The organism is Motiliproteus sediminis (genome assembly GCF_017912535.1).
In the GTDB taxonomy this organism is placed as follows: Bacteria; Pseudomonadota; Gammaproteobacteria; order Pseudomonadales; family Balneatricaceae; genus Motiliproteus; species Motiliproteus sediminis.
In genome coordinates this window covers 65,851-82,048 of record NZ_JAERQK010000006.1, presented here as the reverse complement: position 1 = coordinate 82,048, position 16,198 = coordinate 65,851, and the positions used below count along the sequence as shown (strand labels likewise).

Annotated in this window: 15 protein-coding genes and 4 tRNA genes; 13 read left to right on the top strand and 6 right to left on the bottom strand. The window is 59.4% G+C overall.

The window, feature by feature from the left end; all coding sequences use genetic code 11:
- Positions 1-15 precede the first annotated feature (15 nt).
- The 5 genes from xdp1 to JJQ76_RS11855 form a co-directional block, all read right to left on the bottom strand.
- On the bottom strand, positions 16-909 hold the full coding sequence (gene xdp1, locus JJQ76_RS11875) for an exosortase-dependent surface protein XDP1 (protein WP_210397046.1): 894 nt from the start codon (positions 907-909) through the stop codon (positions 16-18).
- A gap of 148 nt (positions 910-1,057) precedes the next feature.
- Positions 1,058-3,868, bottom strand: a complete 2,811-nt coding sequence (prsT, locus tag JJQ76_RS11870; RefSeq protein ID WP_210397045.1) for an XrtA/PEP-CTERM system TPR-repeat protein PrsT — start codon at positions 3,866-3,868, stop codon at positions 1,058-1,060.
- A 79-nt stretch (positions 3,869-3,947) separates the two neighbouring features.
- Positions 3,948-4,418 (bottom strand): Lrp/AsnC family transcriptional regulator, encoded by a 471-nt coding sequence (locus JJQ76_RS11865; RefSeq protein WP_210397044.1) that lies wholly within the window; start codon positions 4,416-4,418, stop codon positions 3,948-3,950.
- 275 nt (positions 4,419-4,693) lie between these two features.
- A complete protein-coding gene (locus JJQ76_RS11860; RefSeq protein ID WP_210397043.1) occupies positions 4,694-5,299 on the bottom strand; it encodes a DUF2238 domain-containing protein in 606 nt (201 codons plus the stop codon).
- Between the two features lie 41 nt (positions 5,300-5,340).
- Positions 5,341-5,973, bottom strand: a complete 633-nt coding sequence (locus tag JJQ76_RS11855; RefSeq protein ID WP_210397042.1) for a LysE family translocator — start codon at positions 5,971-5,973, stop codon at positions 5,341-5,343.
- Positions 5,974-6,186: 213 nt separating this feature from the next.
- On the opposite strand from JJQ76_RS11855, the gene JJQ76_RS11850 reads away from it, so the two are divergent.
- Genes JJQ76_RS11850 through yciA form a run of 5 tightly spaced genes read left to right on the top strand, consistent with a single transcriptional unit; the run spans position 6,187 to position 9,119 of the window.
- Positions 6,187-6,846, top strand: coding sequence for a DUF2589 domain-containing protein (locus JJQ76_RS11850; protein WP_210397041.1), 660 nt, complete (start codon positions 6,187-6,189; stop codon positions 6,844-6,846).
- Positions 6,846-7,457: a DUF2589 domain-containing protein gene (locus JJQ76_RS11845; protein WP_210397040.1), complete on the top strand. Its 612-nt coding sequence runs from the start codon at positions 6,846-6,848 to the stop codon at positions 7,455-7,457. Before JJQ76_RS11850 ends, JJQ76_RS11845 begins: the two co-directional genes overlap by 1 nt.
- 2 nt (positions 7,458-7,459) lie before the next feature.
- Positions 7,460-7,912 carry a hypothetical protein gene (locus JJQ76_RS11840; protein ID WP_210397039.1) on the top strand — a complete coding sequence of 151 codons (453 nt, stop codon included), beginning with the start codon at positions 7,460-7,462 and terminating at the stop codon, positions 7,910-7,912.
- 17 nt (positions 7,913-7,929) lie between these two features.
- A complete protein-coding gene (locus tag JJQ76_RS11835) occupies positions 7,930-8,724 on the top strand; it encodes a hypothetical protein (protein WP_210397038.1) in 795 nt (264 codons plus the stop codon).
- Positions 8,721-9,119 carry an acyl-CoA thioester hydrolase YciA gene (gene yciA, locus JJQ76_RS11830; protein WP_210397037.1) on the top strand — a complete coding sequence of 133 codons (399 nt, stop codon included), beginning with the start codon at positions 8,721-8,723 and terminating at the stop codon, positions 9,117-9,119. The genes JJQ76_RS11835 and yciA overlap by 4 nt, the downstream gene beginning before the upstream one ends.
- A 1-nt stretch (position 9,120) precedes the next feature.
- On the opposite strand, the gene JJQ76_RS11825 is transcribed toward yciA, so the two are convergent.
- Positions 9,121-10,380: a valine--pyruvate transaminase gene (locus JJQ76_RS11825; RefSeq protein WP_210397036.1), complete on the bottom strand. Its 1,260-nt coding sequence runs from the start codon at positions 10,378-10,380 to the stop codon at positions 9,121-9,123.
- A 137-nt stretch (positions 10,381-10,517) separates the two neighbouring features.
- Between JJQ76_RS11825 and JJQ76_RS11820 the strand changes: the two genes are divergently transcribed.
- From JJQ76_RS11820 to JJQ76_RS11785, 8 genes are all read left to right on the top strand, one after another.
- Positions 10,518-10,988, top strand: coding sequence for a regulatory protein RecX (locus JJQ76_RS11820; protein WP_210397035.1), 471 nt, complete (start codon positions 10,518-10,520; stop codon positions 10,986-10,988).
- A 167-nt stretch (positions 10,989-11,155) separates the two neighbouring features.
- The gene (gene alaS / locus JJQ76_RS11815) at positions 11,156-13,774 is read left to right on the top strand and encodes an alanine--tRNA ligase (protein WP_210397192.1); all 2,619 of its coding nucleotides are present in this window, start codon (positions 11,156-11,158) and stop codon (positions 13,772-13,774) included.
- A 33-nt stretch (positions 13,775-13,807) separates the two neighbouring features.
- Positions 13,808-15,046 carry an aspartate kinase gene (locus tag JJQ76_RS11810; protein WP_210397034.1) on the top strand — a complete coding sequence of 413 codons (1,239 nt, stop codon included), beginning with the start codon at positions 13,808-13,810 and terminating at the stop codon, positions 15,044-15,046.
- Positions 15,047-15,216: 170 nt separating this feature from the next.
- Positions 15,217-15,399, top strand: a complete 183-nt coding sequence (csrA, locus tag JJQ76_RS11805; RefSeq protein WP_210397033.1) for a carbon storage regulator CsrA — start codon at positions 15,217-15,219, stop codon at positions 15,397-15,399.
- Between the two features lie 67 nt (positions 15,400-15,466).
- A tRNA-Ser gene (locus JJQ76_RS11800) sits at positions 15,467-15,556 on the top strand.
- Between the two features lie 4 nt (positions 15,557-15,560).
- Positions 15,561-15,637, top strand: a tRNA-Arg gene (locus tag JJQ76_RS11795).
- 52 nt (positions 15,638-15,689) lie between these two features.
- Positions 15,690-15,766 (top strand) — tRNA-Arg (locus JJQ76_RS11790).
- A 44-nt stretch (positions 15,767-15,810) separates the two neighbouring features.
- Positions 15,811-15,887: transfer RNA gene (locus tag JJQ76_RS11785), tRNA-Arg, on the top strand.
- The last annotated feature ends 311 nt before the right edge of the window (positions 15,888-16,198 follow it).

Here is a 16,198-nt window from a genome sequence, read left to right as displayed (position 1 = left end):
GTGGTTAGGTAGTGCTTACGTCGCCTGCCGACGCAGTCGGTGCAGAAGAGGCAGTCCGGCTAGCAGTAACCAGAGGGATGACGGCTCCGGCACTTCGCTGGTCGGTGTGGACGGGATGTTCGACTGGGCGCTGATTGACCAGATCTTGAACTTCTCATTGGGGCTGTAGGCCGTTGCTGAGCAGTAGCGTAACTGTTCTGCAGGGTTGTCACAGTTTCCAACGTTGAGTTCCGGATTGAGTACCGTCAGCAGGTAATAGCTGGAGCTGGTGGTTGATACTCCACCGGTGTCTGCGATGCTGTTAAAGTCATATAGCTGGTCGTCACTGCCGCCGACCGCGGTGGTATCCTGGCTGTGATAGAAGTGGCCAAGGAAATCCCAGCTACCGCCAACCAGACCGGGATAGGTCTCACCGAACAGGCTTGGCGCGCCAGCGCCGTTCCAGGCCAGCAGTGAGATATCAGCGTCGTAACCGGACTGAATCCAGCCCACCCGGATCTCACTCAGGGTGACGTCCTGGTCGAAGGAGAGCAGGACCGCATCCATATTCTCGAACGCATCGCTGGTAGTGGTGGCACCATCCAGGCAATGGCAGTCTGACTCTCGATTCAATACCCCAATCCCGTTGCCGCTCCACTGACCCAGTTGTGCGGTTTCCAGTGTGTCGGGGCCGCTCACATCGCCGGTACTGGACCAGGCGTTAACGGCCAGATTGGCGCTGTTGTTTGTGAAGCTGTCGCTGCTGTAGTTCCAGGTTTCGCCCAGCGCTGAGGTGGTGCCGTTGCGGCTGGCGTCGTCGAACTCCCATGTCCAGCTTTCCGTGGTCATGGCGGCGTGGGCCGAGCCGGCCAGGCAGCTCAGGGTGAGCGCGTAAACCGGGAGAAGCGGATGCAGGTGATGTTTGTTCATAAGTCAGTTCCTGCCAAGGTTGGATCGTGATTGCCTATGGGTGATAAAAGGCAATTGTTGGGCCGTTTTAACTATATTGTTGATAATAAACAAAAAATAATATTAGCAATGGGTGTTTTTATTGAGCGATGTAAAAAAAACGGACACTTTAGCGCCGCTCGAGCTCGGCCAGAAGCTGACTGGCTTCTGCCCGCCCGCTAAACGTAACATCGCTAGCCAACGCCCTGCTCAGCTCTCGTACTGCCTCCTCAAAGCGGCCCAGTCGGTGCAAGGCAACCCCGAGGTGATAGGCGATCGTTGGGTCATTGGCGGCGCGGGTATAGGCGTTGCGAAGGTATTTCAGGCCGTCTGTGGGCTGATTGGCACGGACCAGCGCCCAGCCAAGGGTGTCATTGATTGCGGGGATTTCCGGGGCCGCCTGGTAGGCTTCGCGTGCGAGGATCAGGGCATCGGGATGGCCGGCGTTGATGTAGAGGGTCGCCAGGTTGTTAAGCACGGAGGGGGTCCGTCCGCCCGGTGTATTCAGCAGCGCTTCAAATCCGGCGCGGGCTTGGGCCGTTTCGCCCAGGTGCAGATAGCCTTCGCTCAGTAGTTGGCGAGCCCGGATATCATTGGGTTGCGCGTCGACCCATTGCTCCAGTAACGCGATCGACTGCCGGGGTTGGCCGGCACGGAGGTAAGCACGGTGAAGGCGCAGCAAAGTGGTAGGCGAGGGTTGGTGTTGATGCAGGGCTGTGTAATGCCGGAGCGCGCCAGTGATATCTCCCTGATGTAGCGCCAGATCACCGTTGATAAGGGCAAGCTCGCGGCTTTCTGGCGCTGATTCAGCCAGCGAGTCGCGCACCGCAGTGGCTTCGTCCAGTCGGCCCGCATCGATGAGCAGGCTGGCATACCAGAACAGTTGCGGGTGGTTTTGCGGTTGTTCCTCGGTCGCCTTCTGCAGGCTGTAAATGGCTCCGCTGTGGTCGCCGGCTGCAATCTGCAGGCGGGCGGTGTCGCGCAGCTTTTCCGGCTCGAACCCTGATAGCCGGTTAAGTGCTTTGAGGGTGATTGTCGCCGCGCCGGGGTTGCCGCTGGCCACTTGCATCTGGGCCAGCAAACGCGTTGCGCGCCAATCATTGGGGTAGATCGTGTTCAGTCGCTCGGCAATCGCCAACGCGGCATCTGGGTCGCCGTTGGCCGCGGTTAGTGTGCTGAGCTGTGTCTGAATTGTAAGGCTGTCCGGTTCCAGTGCGCTGGCCTTCTCTAGCCAACCGATCGCGTCACTGCCCTTGCCTTGTTGCTGTTTTACTCGGGCCAACTCCTGCATCACTTGGGTGTCGCGCGGGTCCTGTTCGAGCAGTTGCCTGAGCTTGAGGACCGCGCCATCCAAGTCGCCGGAGATCCGCTCCAGCTTGGCCAAATTGATTTTCGCGGGTCGAAAACCGGCATCGCTGGACAGGGCTTGTTGGAAGCTGTTGCGGGCGGCCTCGTTGTCCTTCAGCGCAACCTCGACCGAACCGCGCAGGTTTAACAGTACGGGGTTGGTGGGATTGCGTTCCAATTCCTGCGCGAGCGAGGCCTGTGCGGCCGCGTAGTCACGGCGTGCGATCTGGGTCAGCGCCAGCAGAATCCCTGCGCGCTGAGCTCCTCCTTCAGTAGCGGCCAATGCCAGCTGCGCCATTCCCTGCTGCTGTTCGCCAAGGGCCAGATGGCTCAGAGCTCGACCGATGCGGGCTTGCGGATCATCACTGGCAGCAATTGCACGCTCAAATAGCTGTGCCGCTTTGGCCGGTTTGCCCTGCTGCTGATACAGGCGACCCAGTTGCACTAACTGCTCGTAGTCGTTGGGAGTTCGTTGCAGGCCTCGTTCCAGGGCCTGTATCGCCTTGTCACGGTTTCCGGTCTGTTGGTAGAGCTGGGCCAGCAGTTTGCTGACCGGGAGTCCGCCGGGGAACTGGCGCTGAAACGCCTCCAGATAGAATAGTGCTTTCTGGGTTTCGTTCAGGTCAAAGTAGATCAGTCCGGCCAGTAGCAGCGTTGGGCCGTGTTCGTTGAGTACTTTTGGTGGCAGCGCATCGATGATTTCCCGCGCCCGCTTTAGTTCCTGCTGCGCATTGGCTGTCCGGCCCTGCTTGCGATAAATGGTAGCGGCGAGGTAGGCAATTTGTGGATCGTAAGCGGCACTGTTCGCCAGTTGACTGATATCTTCCATTGCTTCGGCACTGCGGTTACGGTCGAGCAGTACGCCGGCTCGCGACAGGCGGGCCTGATAGTGGCGCGGTTGTAGAGATATGGCATGCTGATAATGCTTCAGCGCCTGATCCAATGCGCCCTGAGCGTGGGCAATAGCACCGATCAGATACCAGACTTCGCCTGAGTCTGGATTCTGTAAGCGGGCACTGTCGGCGAGCGTGGTAGCCGCCTCGATGTCGCCCCGGGCCAGCTTTACCCGGGCTTGACCAATCAGCGCCGCAATCGCGCCGGGATCGGCGAGGTGGGCATCTGCGAAGGCGAGCTCGGCCTGATCGTAAGCGCTGGTTTCAAAGTAGGCGCGCGCGCGGTAGATGAGCACATTGGCGGTCTGGGAAGCGGATAGTCGCTGTGGATAGATTTCGTCGAGCAGTTGGCGGTATTTGCGCTGCATCAGGTAGGCATCGGCCAACGGTTCGATCACCAGAGCGTCATCTGCCCCCGCGCTTTTAGCGGTGACAAAGGCTTTTTCTGCCAGCGCCGGGCGCCCCTGGGCCAGATAGATCTTGCCGAGCAGCAGCTGTCCGGCGACAAAGTAGGGATCACTCTTCAGTGCATTCTTAAGATGTATTTCGGCGGTGGCGAAATCCTGCTGCTGGGAGCTCAGTAGGGCTTGTTCGTACAGCGCCGCGCTGTCGTCACTGGCAAGCGCAGCAGCCGGAGGCGATAGCGCTGCCAGCAGGGTGGCGGTAACAACACAGGGGGCATAGCGGCGGAAGGGGGTCATGGTAGATCCGTGGCCGTTGTCAGTGGGGTTTGTTCTATAGGGTAGCATTGAGCGGTGGTAACCAGGCAATCGCGAGGTGTTACGGCAGCGGCAGCGCGGTCTTGCGTATTGGCTGGCGCAGGACGAAGTTACTGATTACCCCATTGATACCGGGCAGGGCGGTGATACGGTCGAGTAGCAGCTGTTGATAGTGGTCCAGGTCCGGCACCACGATCTTGAGAATGTAATCGGCGGCGCTACCGGTGATCAGATAGCACTCCATTACTTGTGGCAGTGCTGCTACCGCCTGTTCAAATGCTTCCAGTTTGTCTTTTGTCTGTGCTTCCAGTGATACCTGCACTAGCACCGTCATCGGTAGTCCGGCCGCCTTCTGATCCAGCAGGACGACCTGGCGCTCGATCAGTCCGGACTGCTCCAGCTGGCGGACACGGCGGCTGCAGGGGGTAGGGGTGAGGCCGACCCGCTCGGCCAGGTCGCTGATGCTGATGCGAGCATCCTGTTGCAGCAGCGACAGAATGTGGCGGTCAATGCGATCAAGAGTGGTTGTCATCGGTGTTGATTACCGCAATGGAAGTGGATGATGGTCTCCGGCCCTTTTGGGGCGTGGGATCTGAAGTTTCGACCTTGTGGGGCGGTTGTATACGGCGGGTGAGCCGTGGTTAGTTTCCGGTGCAAGCCTGTGTTGTGCGCCAGACCAACCATCCGCGAGTAGCGTAACAAGGGGTCGGTAGTGAATGTCTGCAAAGTCACCATTATTTGTCACTGTTGTTGGAGCTAATGTGCGCTGGATTTCCAAATAATAGTAAAAATCGGCTCTTGTGCGTCTCAGTATGTTGGTTTGAGCTGCTTGAGCTGTCTGTTGTGGAGTTTGCTTAATGTTGCCAGGGCGCAGATTGCACCCAGCAGCGCCAGGCCCATGTCGGACTGGGTGTCCCAGATGTAACCCTGGGTGCCGAGGAACGCCTCTGCTGAGGCGCCGGAAAGCAGGGCTACCCACCATTCGATCAGTTCATAGAAAGCGCTGAAGGCGAGACAGAAGCAGATGATTAGAAAGTCGCGCCAGTGCGGGCCATTAATGACGGCCAAACGAATCAGTAGCTCGCGTGCGACCATCGCAGGTACAAATCCCTGGGCAAAGTGGCCGACCTTGTCGTAGTTGTTTCGCTGCAGGGCGAAGCTATCACGCAACCAGTCGAACAGCGGCACTTCGGCGTAGGTGTAGTGGCCGCCCACCATCAGAATCACACAGTGCAGCAGGATCAGCCCGTAGAGCAGGGGGGTGAGGGGAAAGCGGCGGCGCGTGGCCCAGATGACGACGGCAGCGATCAGCGCTGGTGCCACCTCCAGCCACCAGGTGAAACGGTCCTTGGGCTCGATGGCAGACCAGAGCAGCACGCTGGCATAGAGCAAAATCCACAGTGTTGTGCGCATAAGCTTCTCCGCCAGGGGCGCGGTTGATGATGGCCTAAAGGCTAGCCCAGCGCCAGCCACAGGCCGACGCCGAGCATCAGGGTGCCGGCAATACGGTTCATCAGACGCACATTGCCGCTGTGGGTGAGCAGGCGGCTGAGTGACCGGCCGCCGCTGGCGTAGATCACCAGGCAGAGAAATTCGAGCAGCAGAATGAGGGCGATCAATACCGCGACCTGCGGTCCGAGGGGGTGCTGCTCGCTGATAAACGGCGGCAGCAGGGCGATAAAAAATGCCCAGCCTTTCGGGTTGGCGACCGCGGTGACGAAGCCTTGAGTGATCAGGGTGCGCGGGGGAATGTGACGCGGTCCTGCTGCATCGGGTTGCAGCGCCATCTTGCCACGCGACAGCCAGAGCTGGATACCCAGATAACCGAGATAGGCGCCGCCGGCATACTTGAACAGCTCGAACGCCGCGGGGTACTGCAGCATCAACGCGGCGACCCCGATCACCGACAGCAGGGCGACGAGGCCGACCCCTACCAGCTCGCCCAGCATCATCCACAGTGTGCGCCGCACACCGATGGTCATCCCCAGTGTCATCGACAGGGTCATGCACATGCCGGGTGTGGCAGAGACAAAGAAGAAGGTAGGTATGAACACCGCCAGCAGGGAGAGATTCAGTAGTTCAGTCATCACGTGGAAAAAGGGTCCGGCCGGTTAAAACGCCATCATAGGGTATTGCGGGCGCTGTTTTCTAGCTCCATAACAATTTGAAAATACTGCATAAAGCTCATGGTTTTTCGGGGCTGCATACGGCGTCGCTGAAAACAGTTGTTTGAAAAATAGCGACGGGAGGCGCAGGGCGGCTGCTAGCCTGTTGATAAATATCACTGCGAGGATGGTCGCATGGCCGAATCCGATGGATTGGACGGAACCCCCTCCGCGGGGGGCAGCGAGGGTGGTGACGCTGCCCGAACCGATATCTCGCTGGATCAGGCGCTGCTGGCGCCGCTCGATTCCATTCTCAAGGCGCAACTGCACTCGGCGCGTTCGTTCCTGAACCTGCTATTGCAGCTGGGCTACCGCGATCAGAGCGATCCCGAGTTTGACGGCAAACCCTTCAGTCTGAGTTTCAATCAGGAAGGCCCCAACGGCGAGATTCATGAGGTCACGGTGCCGGCATTGTCGCTGGTGCCCATTGCACCGCTGGCGGTGTCTTCCGCCAATTTTGATCTGGAGATGGCCGTGCGAAAAATAGCGCGAGCGCGGCAGTTACGCGCCTCGGCCGTTGCCGAAGAGGACGCCGCTGCCAACCGCCCCTGGTATCTGGTGGACAAGCCGGTGGATATCCGTGGTGTTATCGCGCCTCCCAGCGCTCCGGCCGAAGCGGCGCGGCAGGAGTCCATGTCGTCAATCAAGATCCATATCGAGGTGAAATCGGTGCCGATGCCTTCCGGCCTCGACAAATTGCTGACTTCGCTAACCCAGATGGGGCAGGTCTCTGAACGGACGCCGCCGGCGCCCGATGACGGAACCTCTGCCGCCGAGCGTAAAGGAGAACTCTAATGGCCGAACCTAAAAATATGATGGGGGCCGAGTTTCAGGCCCTGCCGCTGGACTTCATGATTTCTGCCCCGTTGGTGGCGGCGGTGAAGGCGCAGCGGATTGCTGCCGAGTCGACCAAGAGCTTTATTGAAAGCATGATCGAGGATGGCAAGCCGTACATGGTGAAGTTCAGTGTCGAGCAACACCTGGCCGAGGGCGGCACCAATGAGCTGGCGGTCAACGCACCGTTGCTGGCGATGGTGCCGGTGCCGCATCTGCGCATCGACTCCCTGTCGATCGACTTCAGCTTCGAGATCAGCCAGACCTATCGGGATGCCTCGGAAACCAGCAAGGGTGTGGAGGTATCGGTGTCTTCTGGCAAGGCTCTGAGCCCCTGGGTCAGTGCCTCGATGAAGGGGTCGGCCTCAAGCAAGGGCTCACGCGAGTCGACCATGAATCGGAGCGGCCAGCTGCAGATCCATGTCAACGCCAGTGAGTCCGAAGTGCCGGAGGGGTTGGCGCGGGTGTTATCGCTGATGACCAGTGCAATTCCAGCGCCGGGAGAAGGGCTTCCGGCACCCACCAATGGCGGTGGACAAGCGGGTCGAAGAAACCAGAAAGATAACAGCTAACGATGCCTCTGGAGTCTGTGCTTAGCATCGACCCGCGCCGTCGGTGGTTGAGTCTTGAAGAGGTAACCGATGCTCTGTTGGCTGACGTCATCAGTGCCGATGCGCGTTTTCAGCTGGCGCAGGCCGCGGCTTGGAAAAGCTTCGCTGCAGAACTCAATCACCGCGGTGCGGCGCTGGGCCATGGTGATCTGGCTGCCGGGTGGGGGCGGCAAGCGAATCTTGGCATGGATCGGCTATCCTTGGGGCTGACCCTTGAACTCTATCGACCTCCCTGGTGGCAGCGACTTTGGCTATGGATGACAACACTGATCGGGCGCAAACCTCCTCCGCGTCCGGCGAAGTACCGACTCGCCGGCGCCGGCGCCGGCGCACCCGTCCTGCAGCTGACGCTGGTCGCCACGCGGACGGCGGAGGGCCGCTGGCGGGTAGCCCCGGAGGCTGGAGTACCGGCATAAGCCGTAGCCGGCGTTGGATGCTGTTATTCGCGCTGGTCGGCGGAAATCTGCTGTTGACGCTGCTGATGCTGAGCAGTCGCAGCTCGCAGGGTACGCCGGACGCGGAGATGCTGACCCTGTTTCAGCGCACCATCGTCGATGCGGAGCGGCCGACAGCGGCCCGAATCAGTGACCAGTTGTTTCCGCTGACTCCCGATAACCCCAAACTGCACTGGGAAACCCGCGATGGCAGCCGCTGGGTCAAGGTGGTGACTTGGCAGAGCAATGCTTCGGTAGCAAGCAATTACGGCGACGATAAAAAAGGGGAGCCGCAGCGGGTCGCCGGGTTTAATCTTTGGGTAACACTCGCGCCCCAGGTCAAAAACTTCTGCAACAGCTTGCCGCGTGACATCGATCCCTCTTTTCGTTTGAAGCAGTATCTGGGGCTCAATCCGGCCCGGCGCTATGAACGTTTTGTGGAGTTGCTGGTGCGCCCGGAGCAGGTGTTCAGGCCCTGTCCTGATCCGGACCCTTCGGACCGGCGTTGCGAGTTGCAGATGGCCCCCGACCAGACGCCGAGGGTTTCCGGAATCGAGGATTACCGCTTATGGATGGCGGAGATGCGACGCAAGAGTTATCAGCCTGACGGGGCGCCGTGGACTCGTCTCGGTTACACCTACGATTGGCAATACGGAAGTTGGGGGGTGGGTGGTAGTGAGTACATACTGACGCCGGATGCGACCTATTATGTTCTGGAAAGCTACAGTACCGATGAGTACTGCGGGTATCCGGTTACGGCGTTTGCTGACAAGGGCGCCAAGGAGGTGCAATGAGCGAACAGAATCTGGAGCCGGCCGGGGCGCTGCTGCTGCGGACCATGGCAATGCCGGCGGATACTAACCCCAACGGCGATATTTTTGGCGGCTGGATCATGTCGCAGATGGACATCGCCGGCGGTATTCTGGCCAAAGAGCTGGCGCAGGGGCGGGTGGCGACCATCGCGGTGGAGTCGATGAAGTTTATCTCGCCGGTGAAAGTGGGGGACGTCGTCTGCTGCTACGGGGAACTCAAACATATGGGCAACACCTCGCTGGCGCTGCAGCTTGAGGTGTGGGTCAATCCGGTACTGCGCCATGGTCGGCCCAAGCGCTTTAAGGTGACCGAAGCCCGCTTTACCTACGTCGCCATCGACGATCAGGGCAGCAAGCGGGCGATCCAGAAGCCGTGATTCAGCCCTCCCGGTAAGCGCGCAGCACCTCTTCAGCGATAATGGCGATACCGCGCTCCACTTTGTCGCGTTCTTGGGTGTAGGTGACGCGGATGCATTCATGCCGGTGCTGCCACTCATCGCCGATACCGGTAAAGAAGTAGTGACCGGACACCACCAACACGCCGCGGGCTTTAAGGCGTTGGTAAAGCTCCAGGCTGGTGATCGGCAGATCCCTGAACCACAACCACAGGAACATGGCGCCCTCCGGCTTGTGAATCCGGTAGGGCAGCGTGGGATCCATCTCCCGTTCCACCAGATCGACCGCCAGCTGTGCCCGTTGCTGATAGAAGGGGCGCACCAGGGTGTTGCTCAGTTCGATTATCTCGCCGCTGCGAACCAGGTCATGGGCCAGCACCGCGCCGAAGCTGCCGGTGGAGAGGTTGAGAATGGCGTTAATCCCTGACAGCGCCCGAATCACCTCTTCGTTGGCGATCACGATGCCGGTGCGGGCCGACGGCAGACCCAGTTTCGACAGGCTCATGCAGAGGATGGTGTTGTCGTTCCAGTGCGGGTTGGCCTGGCCAAAAATGAGATTGGGGAACGGTGTGCCGTAGGCGCTGTCAAGGATCAGCGGAATATCACGCTGTCTGGCTAGTGCATCCAGGTGGGCGACTTCGTCATCGGTGATCACGTTGCCGGTGGGGTTGGTAGGGCGTGACACGCAGATGGCGCCAATATCATCACCGGGGTTGAGGTCGTTGAAGTCGATCCGGTACTTGAACTGACGCTTGCCCAGGAGCTCAATGTGGGGCTTGGCAGCGGTAAAGAAGTCTCCCGACAAGCCGGCGTCGGCGTAACCGATATACTCCGGTGCCAGGGGCAGCTGAATCTTGCGCTGAGCGCCGTCGTCGCAGGGGCCTGCCAGCATGTTGAACAGCATGAAGAAGCCGGACTGACTGCCATTGGTGAGGGCGATATTGGCGGCGCTCAGGTTCCAGCCGTACTGGCGTTTGAGCAGGCGGGCCAGGTCGCTGCGGAACGCCAGCTCGCCATCGGGTGGGTCGTAGACTCCGATCAGGTGGCGGAAGGTTTTGGGCTGCTCCAGAATGCGCTGCAGGCGCTGGTGAAAGACCGCTTCCACTTCAGAAATGTGGCTGGGGTTGCCCCCGCCCATCATGATCATCTCCTGATCACCGGCGAGGGCGTTGCCGAGGTCGTCCATCAGGCTGAGGATGCCGGAATCGCGGGTGAATTTGTTCCCAAACGCAGAAAGTTTCATCGCAGTAGTCCTGAGCCTCAAGCCAAGAAGAGGTGTATACCCTAGTGTAAGACGTAATGCCCCATGGTGGTGCTTCCGTCTGCCGTCAAAAGGCGGCTATTCTATCGATGCACCCATCATCAGGCAAAGGACGGGACGTGGACGAGATCACCCAGCAATTAAGAAATCGGGCTATTGCGCTGCTGGCGCGGCGCGAACACAGCCAGCACGAACTGACGACCAAGCTGGCGGGTAGTGAAGCCAGTGCAGAGCAGGTGGCGGAGGTGATTGCACAGCTACAAGCCGACGGCCTGCAAAGTGACGAGCGCTATGCCGCATCGCTGGTACGCAGTCTGGTGGCGCGCGGGCAGGGGCCGTTGCGGGTCCATCAAAGTCTCAAGCAGAAGGGCGTGAGTGGCGAGCTGGCCCGACTGGCGCTGGAAGCGGCCGACGTGGATTGGTTCTCCCAGGCGGAGATGGTGCAGCAGAAGCGTTTCGGCGATGTGACCACAGATACGCCCAAAGAGTATGCGCGCCAGGTTCGTTTTATGCTGTATCGGGGGTTTGATCAGGACCAGGTGCGTCATGCGCTTGACCAGGCCCGTCAGCGCGCCGCGCTAACGCACTGAAAGCCGCGTAAATTCTAAGCTTAAGCGGTTTTCGGCCCCCGGCATGACATGTATACTATCACCCCATTTTTCGCAGCTGCGGTGAGCTATATCAATCAGTTGTTACTGATTAGCCGGCTCTGCCGCCACGATTACTCAGTGTCAGGATCGTTTACGTTATGAAACAGATGAGCAGTGCGCAGATTCGTCAGGCGTTTCTGGATTATTTCAAGGGCCAGGGGCACGAAGTGTTGCCCAGCAGCTCGCTGGTGCCCGGTAACGATCCCACCCTGCTGTTTACCAACGCCGGTATGGTGCAGTTCAAGGATGTGTTTTTGGGTGGCGATAAGCGCTCCTACAATCGCGCCACCACCAGCCAGCGCTGTGTCCGTGCCGGCGGCAAACACAACGACCTTGAAAACGTCGGCTACACCGCCCGCCATCACACCTTCTTCGAGATGCTGGGTAACTTCAGCTTCGGTGACTACTTCAAACAGGACGCAATCAAGTTCGCCTGGGAGTTCCTGACCTCCAGTGAGTGGATGGGAATCCCGGCCGACAAGCTGATGGTCACCGTCTATCAGGAAGATGACGAGGCCTACCAGATCTGGAACCAACAGATCGGCGTGCCGGCCGAGAAGATTGTTCGTATCGGCGACAAGGGTGGTCGTTACAACTCCGATAACTTCTGGGCCATGGGTGACACCGGCCCCTGCGGCCCCTGTACCGAAATCTTCTACGACCATGGTGAAGAGATCTGGGGCGGGCCTCCCGGCTCGCCGGAAGAGGACGGCGATCGCTTCATCGAGATCTGGAATATCGTCTTTATGCAGTTCAACCGCTCCGCCGATGGTGAGATGGCACCGCTGCCCAAGCCGTCGGTTGATACCGGCATGGGGCTGGAGCGGATCGCCGCGGTACTGCAGCACGTACACAGCAATTACGAAATCGATCTGTTCCAGAATCTGCTCAAGGCGGTGGCCGAGGTTACCGGTGCCACCGATATGAGCAACCAATCGCTGCGGGTGGTGGCGGACCATATCCGCTCCTGTGCGTTTCTGGTGGTCGATGGCGTAGTGCCCTCCAACGAAGGCCGCGGTTATGTGCTGCGCCGGATCATGCGTCGCGCCATCCGTCACGGTCACAAGCTGGGTGCCAATGGTCCCTTCTTCCACCAGTTGGTGGCCGCGCTGGTCGCGGAGATGGGCGCAGCTTATCCGGAATTGGGTGAGAAGCAGGCGCAGGTTGAAGCGGTGCTGCTGAAAGAGGAACAGCAGTTCGCCCGCACCCTGGATCAGGGCATGAAGATTCTCGAGCAGGCGATCGTGGAGATGAGCGGCAGCGAGATTGCCGGCGAAACCGTATTCAAGCTTTACGATACCTTCGGCTTTCCGGTAGACCTGACCGCCGATATCGCCCGTGAGCGCGAGCTGACGCTGGATATGGAGGGCTTCGAACGTGAAATGGAGGCACAGCGTCAACGTGCCCGTGCGGCCGGTAACTTTGCGGTGGACTACAACGACGCACTGAAGCTGGATCTGATTACCGAGTTTGAAGGCTACCAAGCGCTGGAAGGCGAGGCTGAAGCCAACCAACTGTTCGCCGGCGCTGAAGCGGTGACACAGCTAGCGGCGGGTGACGAAGGCGTGGTGGTGCTGGCCAATACGCCGTTCTATGCCGAATCTGGTGGCCAGGTGGGGGACACCGGTCTGCTGCTGGCCGAAGGGCTGCGCGCTGAAGTCACCGACACCACCAAGCAAGGCGGGGCATTCTTGCACCATGTCAAAGTGGTCGAGGGTGAACTCAAGCAGGGCGCCAGGCTGAAGCTGCTGGTGGACGCCGACAAGCGGCGCGCCACTGCGCTCAACCACTCCGCGACTCACCTGTTGCACGCGGCGCTGCGCAACCTCTTGGGTGAGCACGTGACCCAGAAAGGGTCGTTGGTGGACGCCGACCGTCTGCGCTTCGATTTTTCCCACAACGAAGCTGTCACCCCGGAGCAGTTGCTACAGCTGGAGCAGGTCGTCAACGCCCAGATCCGTGCCAACTGGGCGGTGCAAACCGAAGTGATGGCCATTGATGCCGCCAAAGAGAAGGGCGCGATGGCGCTGTTCGGCGAGAAGTACGACGATGACGTACGCGTAGTCAGCATGGGTGAGGTGTCGCTGGAGCTGTGCGGGGGCACCCATGTGCGTCGCACCGGCGACATCGGCTTGTTCAAGATCGTGGCTGAAGGCGGCATCGCCGCGGGTGTGCGCCGGATTGAGGCGGTCACCGGTGAAGGCGCGATGCAGTGGCTGAAAGAGACCGAAGGACGGCTTGGAAAGATCGCCAGTCTGGTCAAGTCCAGTCGTGAAGGTGCGGCCGACAAGGTTGCCAGTGTGCTGGAGCGTACCCGCCTGCTGGAGAAAGAGCTGGAGCAACTGAAGGGCAAGCTGGCCAGTGCGGCCGGCAGCGATCTGGCGGGCCAGGCGACGACCATTGAGGGTGTGCCGGTGCTGGCCGCCAAGGTTGATGGGATCGACAGCAAGGCGTTGCGCGATACCCTCGATCAGTTGAAGAACAAGCTGGGCTCGGCCGTGGTTCTGCTGGCCACTGCCGAGGGCGACAAGGTCAGCCTGGTGGCGGGTGTTACCAAGGATCTGACCGACCGCTTCAAGGCCGGCGATCTGATCAAGCATGTGGCGGACCAGATTGGTGGCAAGGGTGGCGGTCGACCCGATATGGCGCAGGGCGGTGGTACCGATGCGGCGGCGTTGCCTGCAGCACTGGATTCTGTTGCCGCGTGGATTAAAGAGCGCGCCTGATCGAGGCGGCGCGTGCTGGGATAGGACGCAACCATGGCGTTGATTGTGCAGAAGTATGGCGGTACCTCGGTGGGCTCGGTAGAGCGGATCCAGGCGGTGGCCGCGAAGGTCAAGGGCTTCCGTGACCGCGGTGACGACGTGGTGGTGGTGGTATCGGCCATGAGCGGTGAAACCAACCGGCTGATCGGGCTGGCCAAGGAGATTCAGCGCAAACCGCTGGCCCGGGAGATGGATGTGCTGGTCTCCACCGGCGAGCAGGTGACCATCGCCCTGCTCTGCATGGCGCTCGACAGCATCGGCTGTCCCGCGCGCTCCTTTACCGGATCACAGGTCCGGATCGTGACCGACAGTGCCCATACCAAGGCGCGAATTCAGTCGATCGACGACGAGCGCATGCGCTCGGAGCTCAACGCCGGGCGCGTAGTCGTGGTTGCCGGTTTTCAGGGGATTGATGAACTGGGCAATATCACCACCCTCGGGCGGGGCGGCTCCGATACCACGGCTGTGGCTTTGGCCGCGGCACTCAAGGCCGACGAGTGCCAGATCTATACCGATGTCGATGGGGTCTACACCACGGATCCGCGAGTCGTTGAAGGTGCCCGCCGACTGAGTACCATCACCTTCGAAGAGATGCTCGAGATGGCCAGCCTCGGCTCCAAGGTGCTGCAGATTCGCTCGGTGGAATTTGCCGGCAAGTACAATGTCCCGCTGCGGGTGCTGTCCAGTTTCGAAGATGGTCCCGGAACGCTGATTACCACAGAGGAAGACAACGTGGAAAAGCCGATTATTTCAGGTATCGCCTTTAATCGTGACGAAGCCAAACTGAGCATTCTGGGTGTGCCCGACCAGCCGGGCGTGGCTTCACAGATCCTGGGTCCGGTGGGTGACGCGAACATTGAAGTCGATATGATCGTTCAGAACATTGCTCAGCAGGACAATACCACCGACTTCACCTTTACCGTGCATCGCAACGACTATGATCAGGCCGAAGCGATTCTGCAGCGGGTGGCGGGTGAGCTTAAAGCGCGTGAAGTGGTGGGCGATAACAAGATCGCCAAAGTATCGATCGTTGGTGTGGGCATGCGCTCTCACGCCGGCGTGGCCACCAAAATGTTCCAGACGCTGGCCCATGAATCGATCAATATTCAGTTAATTTCTACCTCGGAAATTAAGATTTCGGTCATAATCGCCGAAAAGTATCTTGAACTTGCTGTCAGATCTTTACATTCCGCGTTCGAACTGGATGCTGTGGATGTGGTCAGTGAGTCTTGAAAGTGAGCAGTGCTCGGGGAGTGAGTGCTGCTTTTAAGTCCCTCTGGTAATTTAACTATTTGTATTAGCTTTGGCTGCTTCGCTGACTATAATTCAGGTCAGCCTCGTACGGAGACTTACTGCCGGCATTGATTACGGCGGTATAAGGATGCCAAGTTAAGGAGAGCTTTATGTTAATTCTGACCCGTCGCGTGGGTGAGACTTTGATGGTTGGCGATGACGTCACCGTGACAGTTTTGGGTGTTAAGGGTAACCAGGTCCGCATTGGTGTGAACGCGCCCAAGGATGTTTCCGTACACCGCGAAGAGATCTATCAGCGTATCCAGAAAGAAAAAGAGAAGAATCAGGAATAAGAGCGAATTTTTCTCTTGGAATGGCTTTTTTTTCATAACTCGTTTGGGTAACATACGCGCCTTGTTTGGTGAGGTGGCCGAGTGGCTGAAGGCGCGCCCCTGCTAAGGGCGTATACCTTAACGGGTATCGAGGGTTCGAATCCCTCCCTCACCGCCATTGCGCACCCGTAGCTCAGCTGGATAGAGTACCTGGCTACGAACCAGGCGGTCAGAGGTTCGAATCCTCTCGGGTGCGCCACTTAATTTTTAAGGTTTGCAGGGCTGCAAACCTTTTTTGTCTGTTTAAACACGCACCCGTAGCTCAGCTGGATAGAGTACCTGGCTACGAACCAGGCGGTCAGAGGTTCGAATCCTCTCGGGTGCGCCATTACACAGGAACGTTACCCGGACGGTCGCGATTCCGCAGCAACTGCACCCGTAGCTCAGCTGGATAGAGTACCTGGCTACGAACCAGGCGGTCAGAGGTTCGAATCCTCTCGGGTGCGCCAATAAAAGAAAAGGGCTCCGCGCAAGCGGGGCCCTTTTCTTTTATCCGTACCTGAGCGTTTGATGAGGCCCTCCGGTTCGAGCCGAGCGCAGCGAGACAACGTCGCGCCTGCGCGGCGGCCCCGCAGGGGTGAGCGCCTGCGGCGCGAATCATCCTCTCGGTTTTCAGGGGTCGCACGGTTCTAAAAGCGGGGCCCTTTTCTTTTATCCGTACCTGAGCGTTTGATGAGGACCTCCGGTTCGAGCCGAGCGCAGCGAGACAACGTCGCGCCTGCGGTGACGGCCCCGCAGGGGGGAGCGCCTGCGGCGCGAA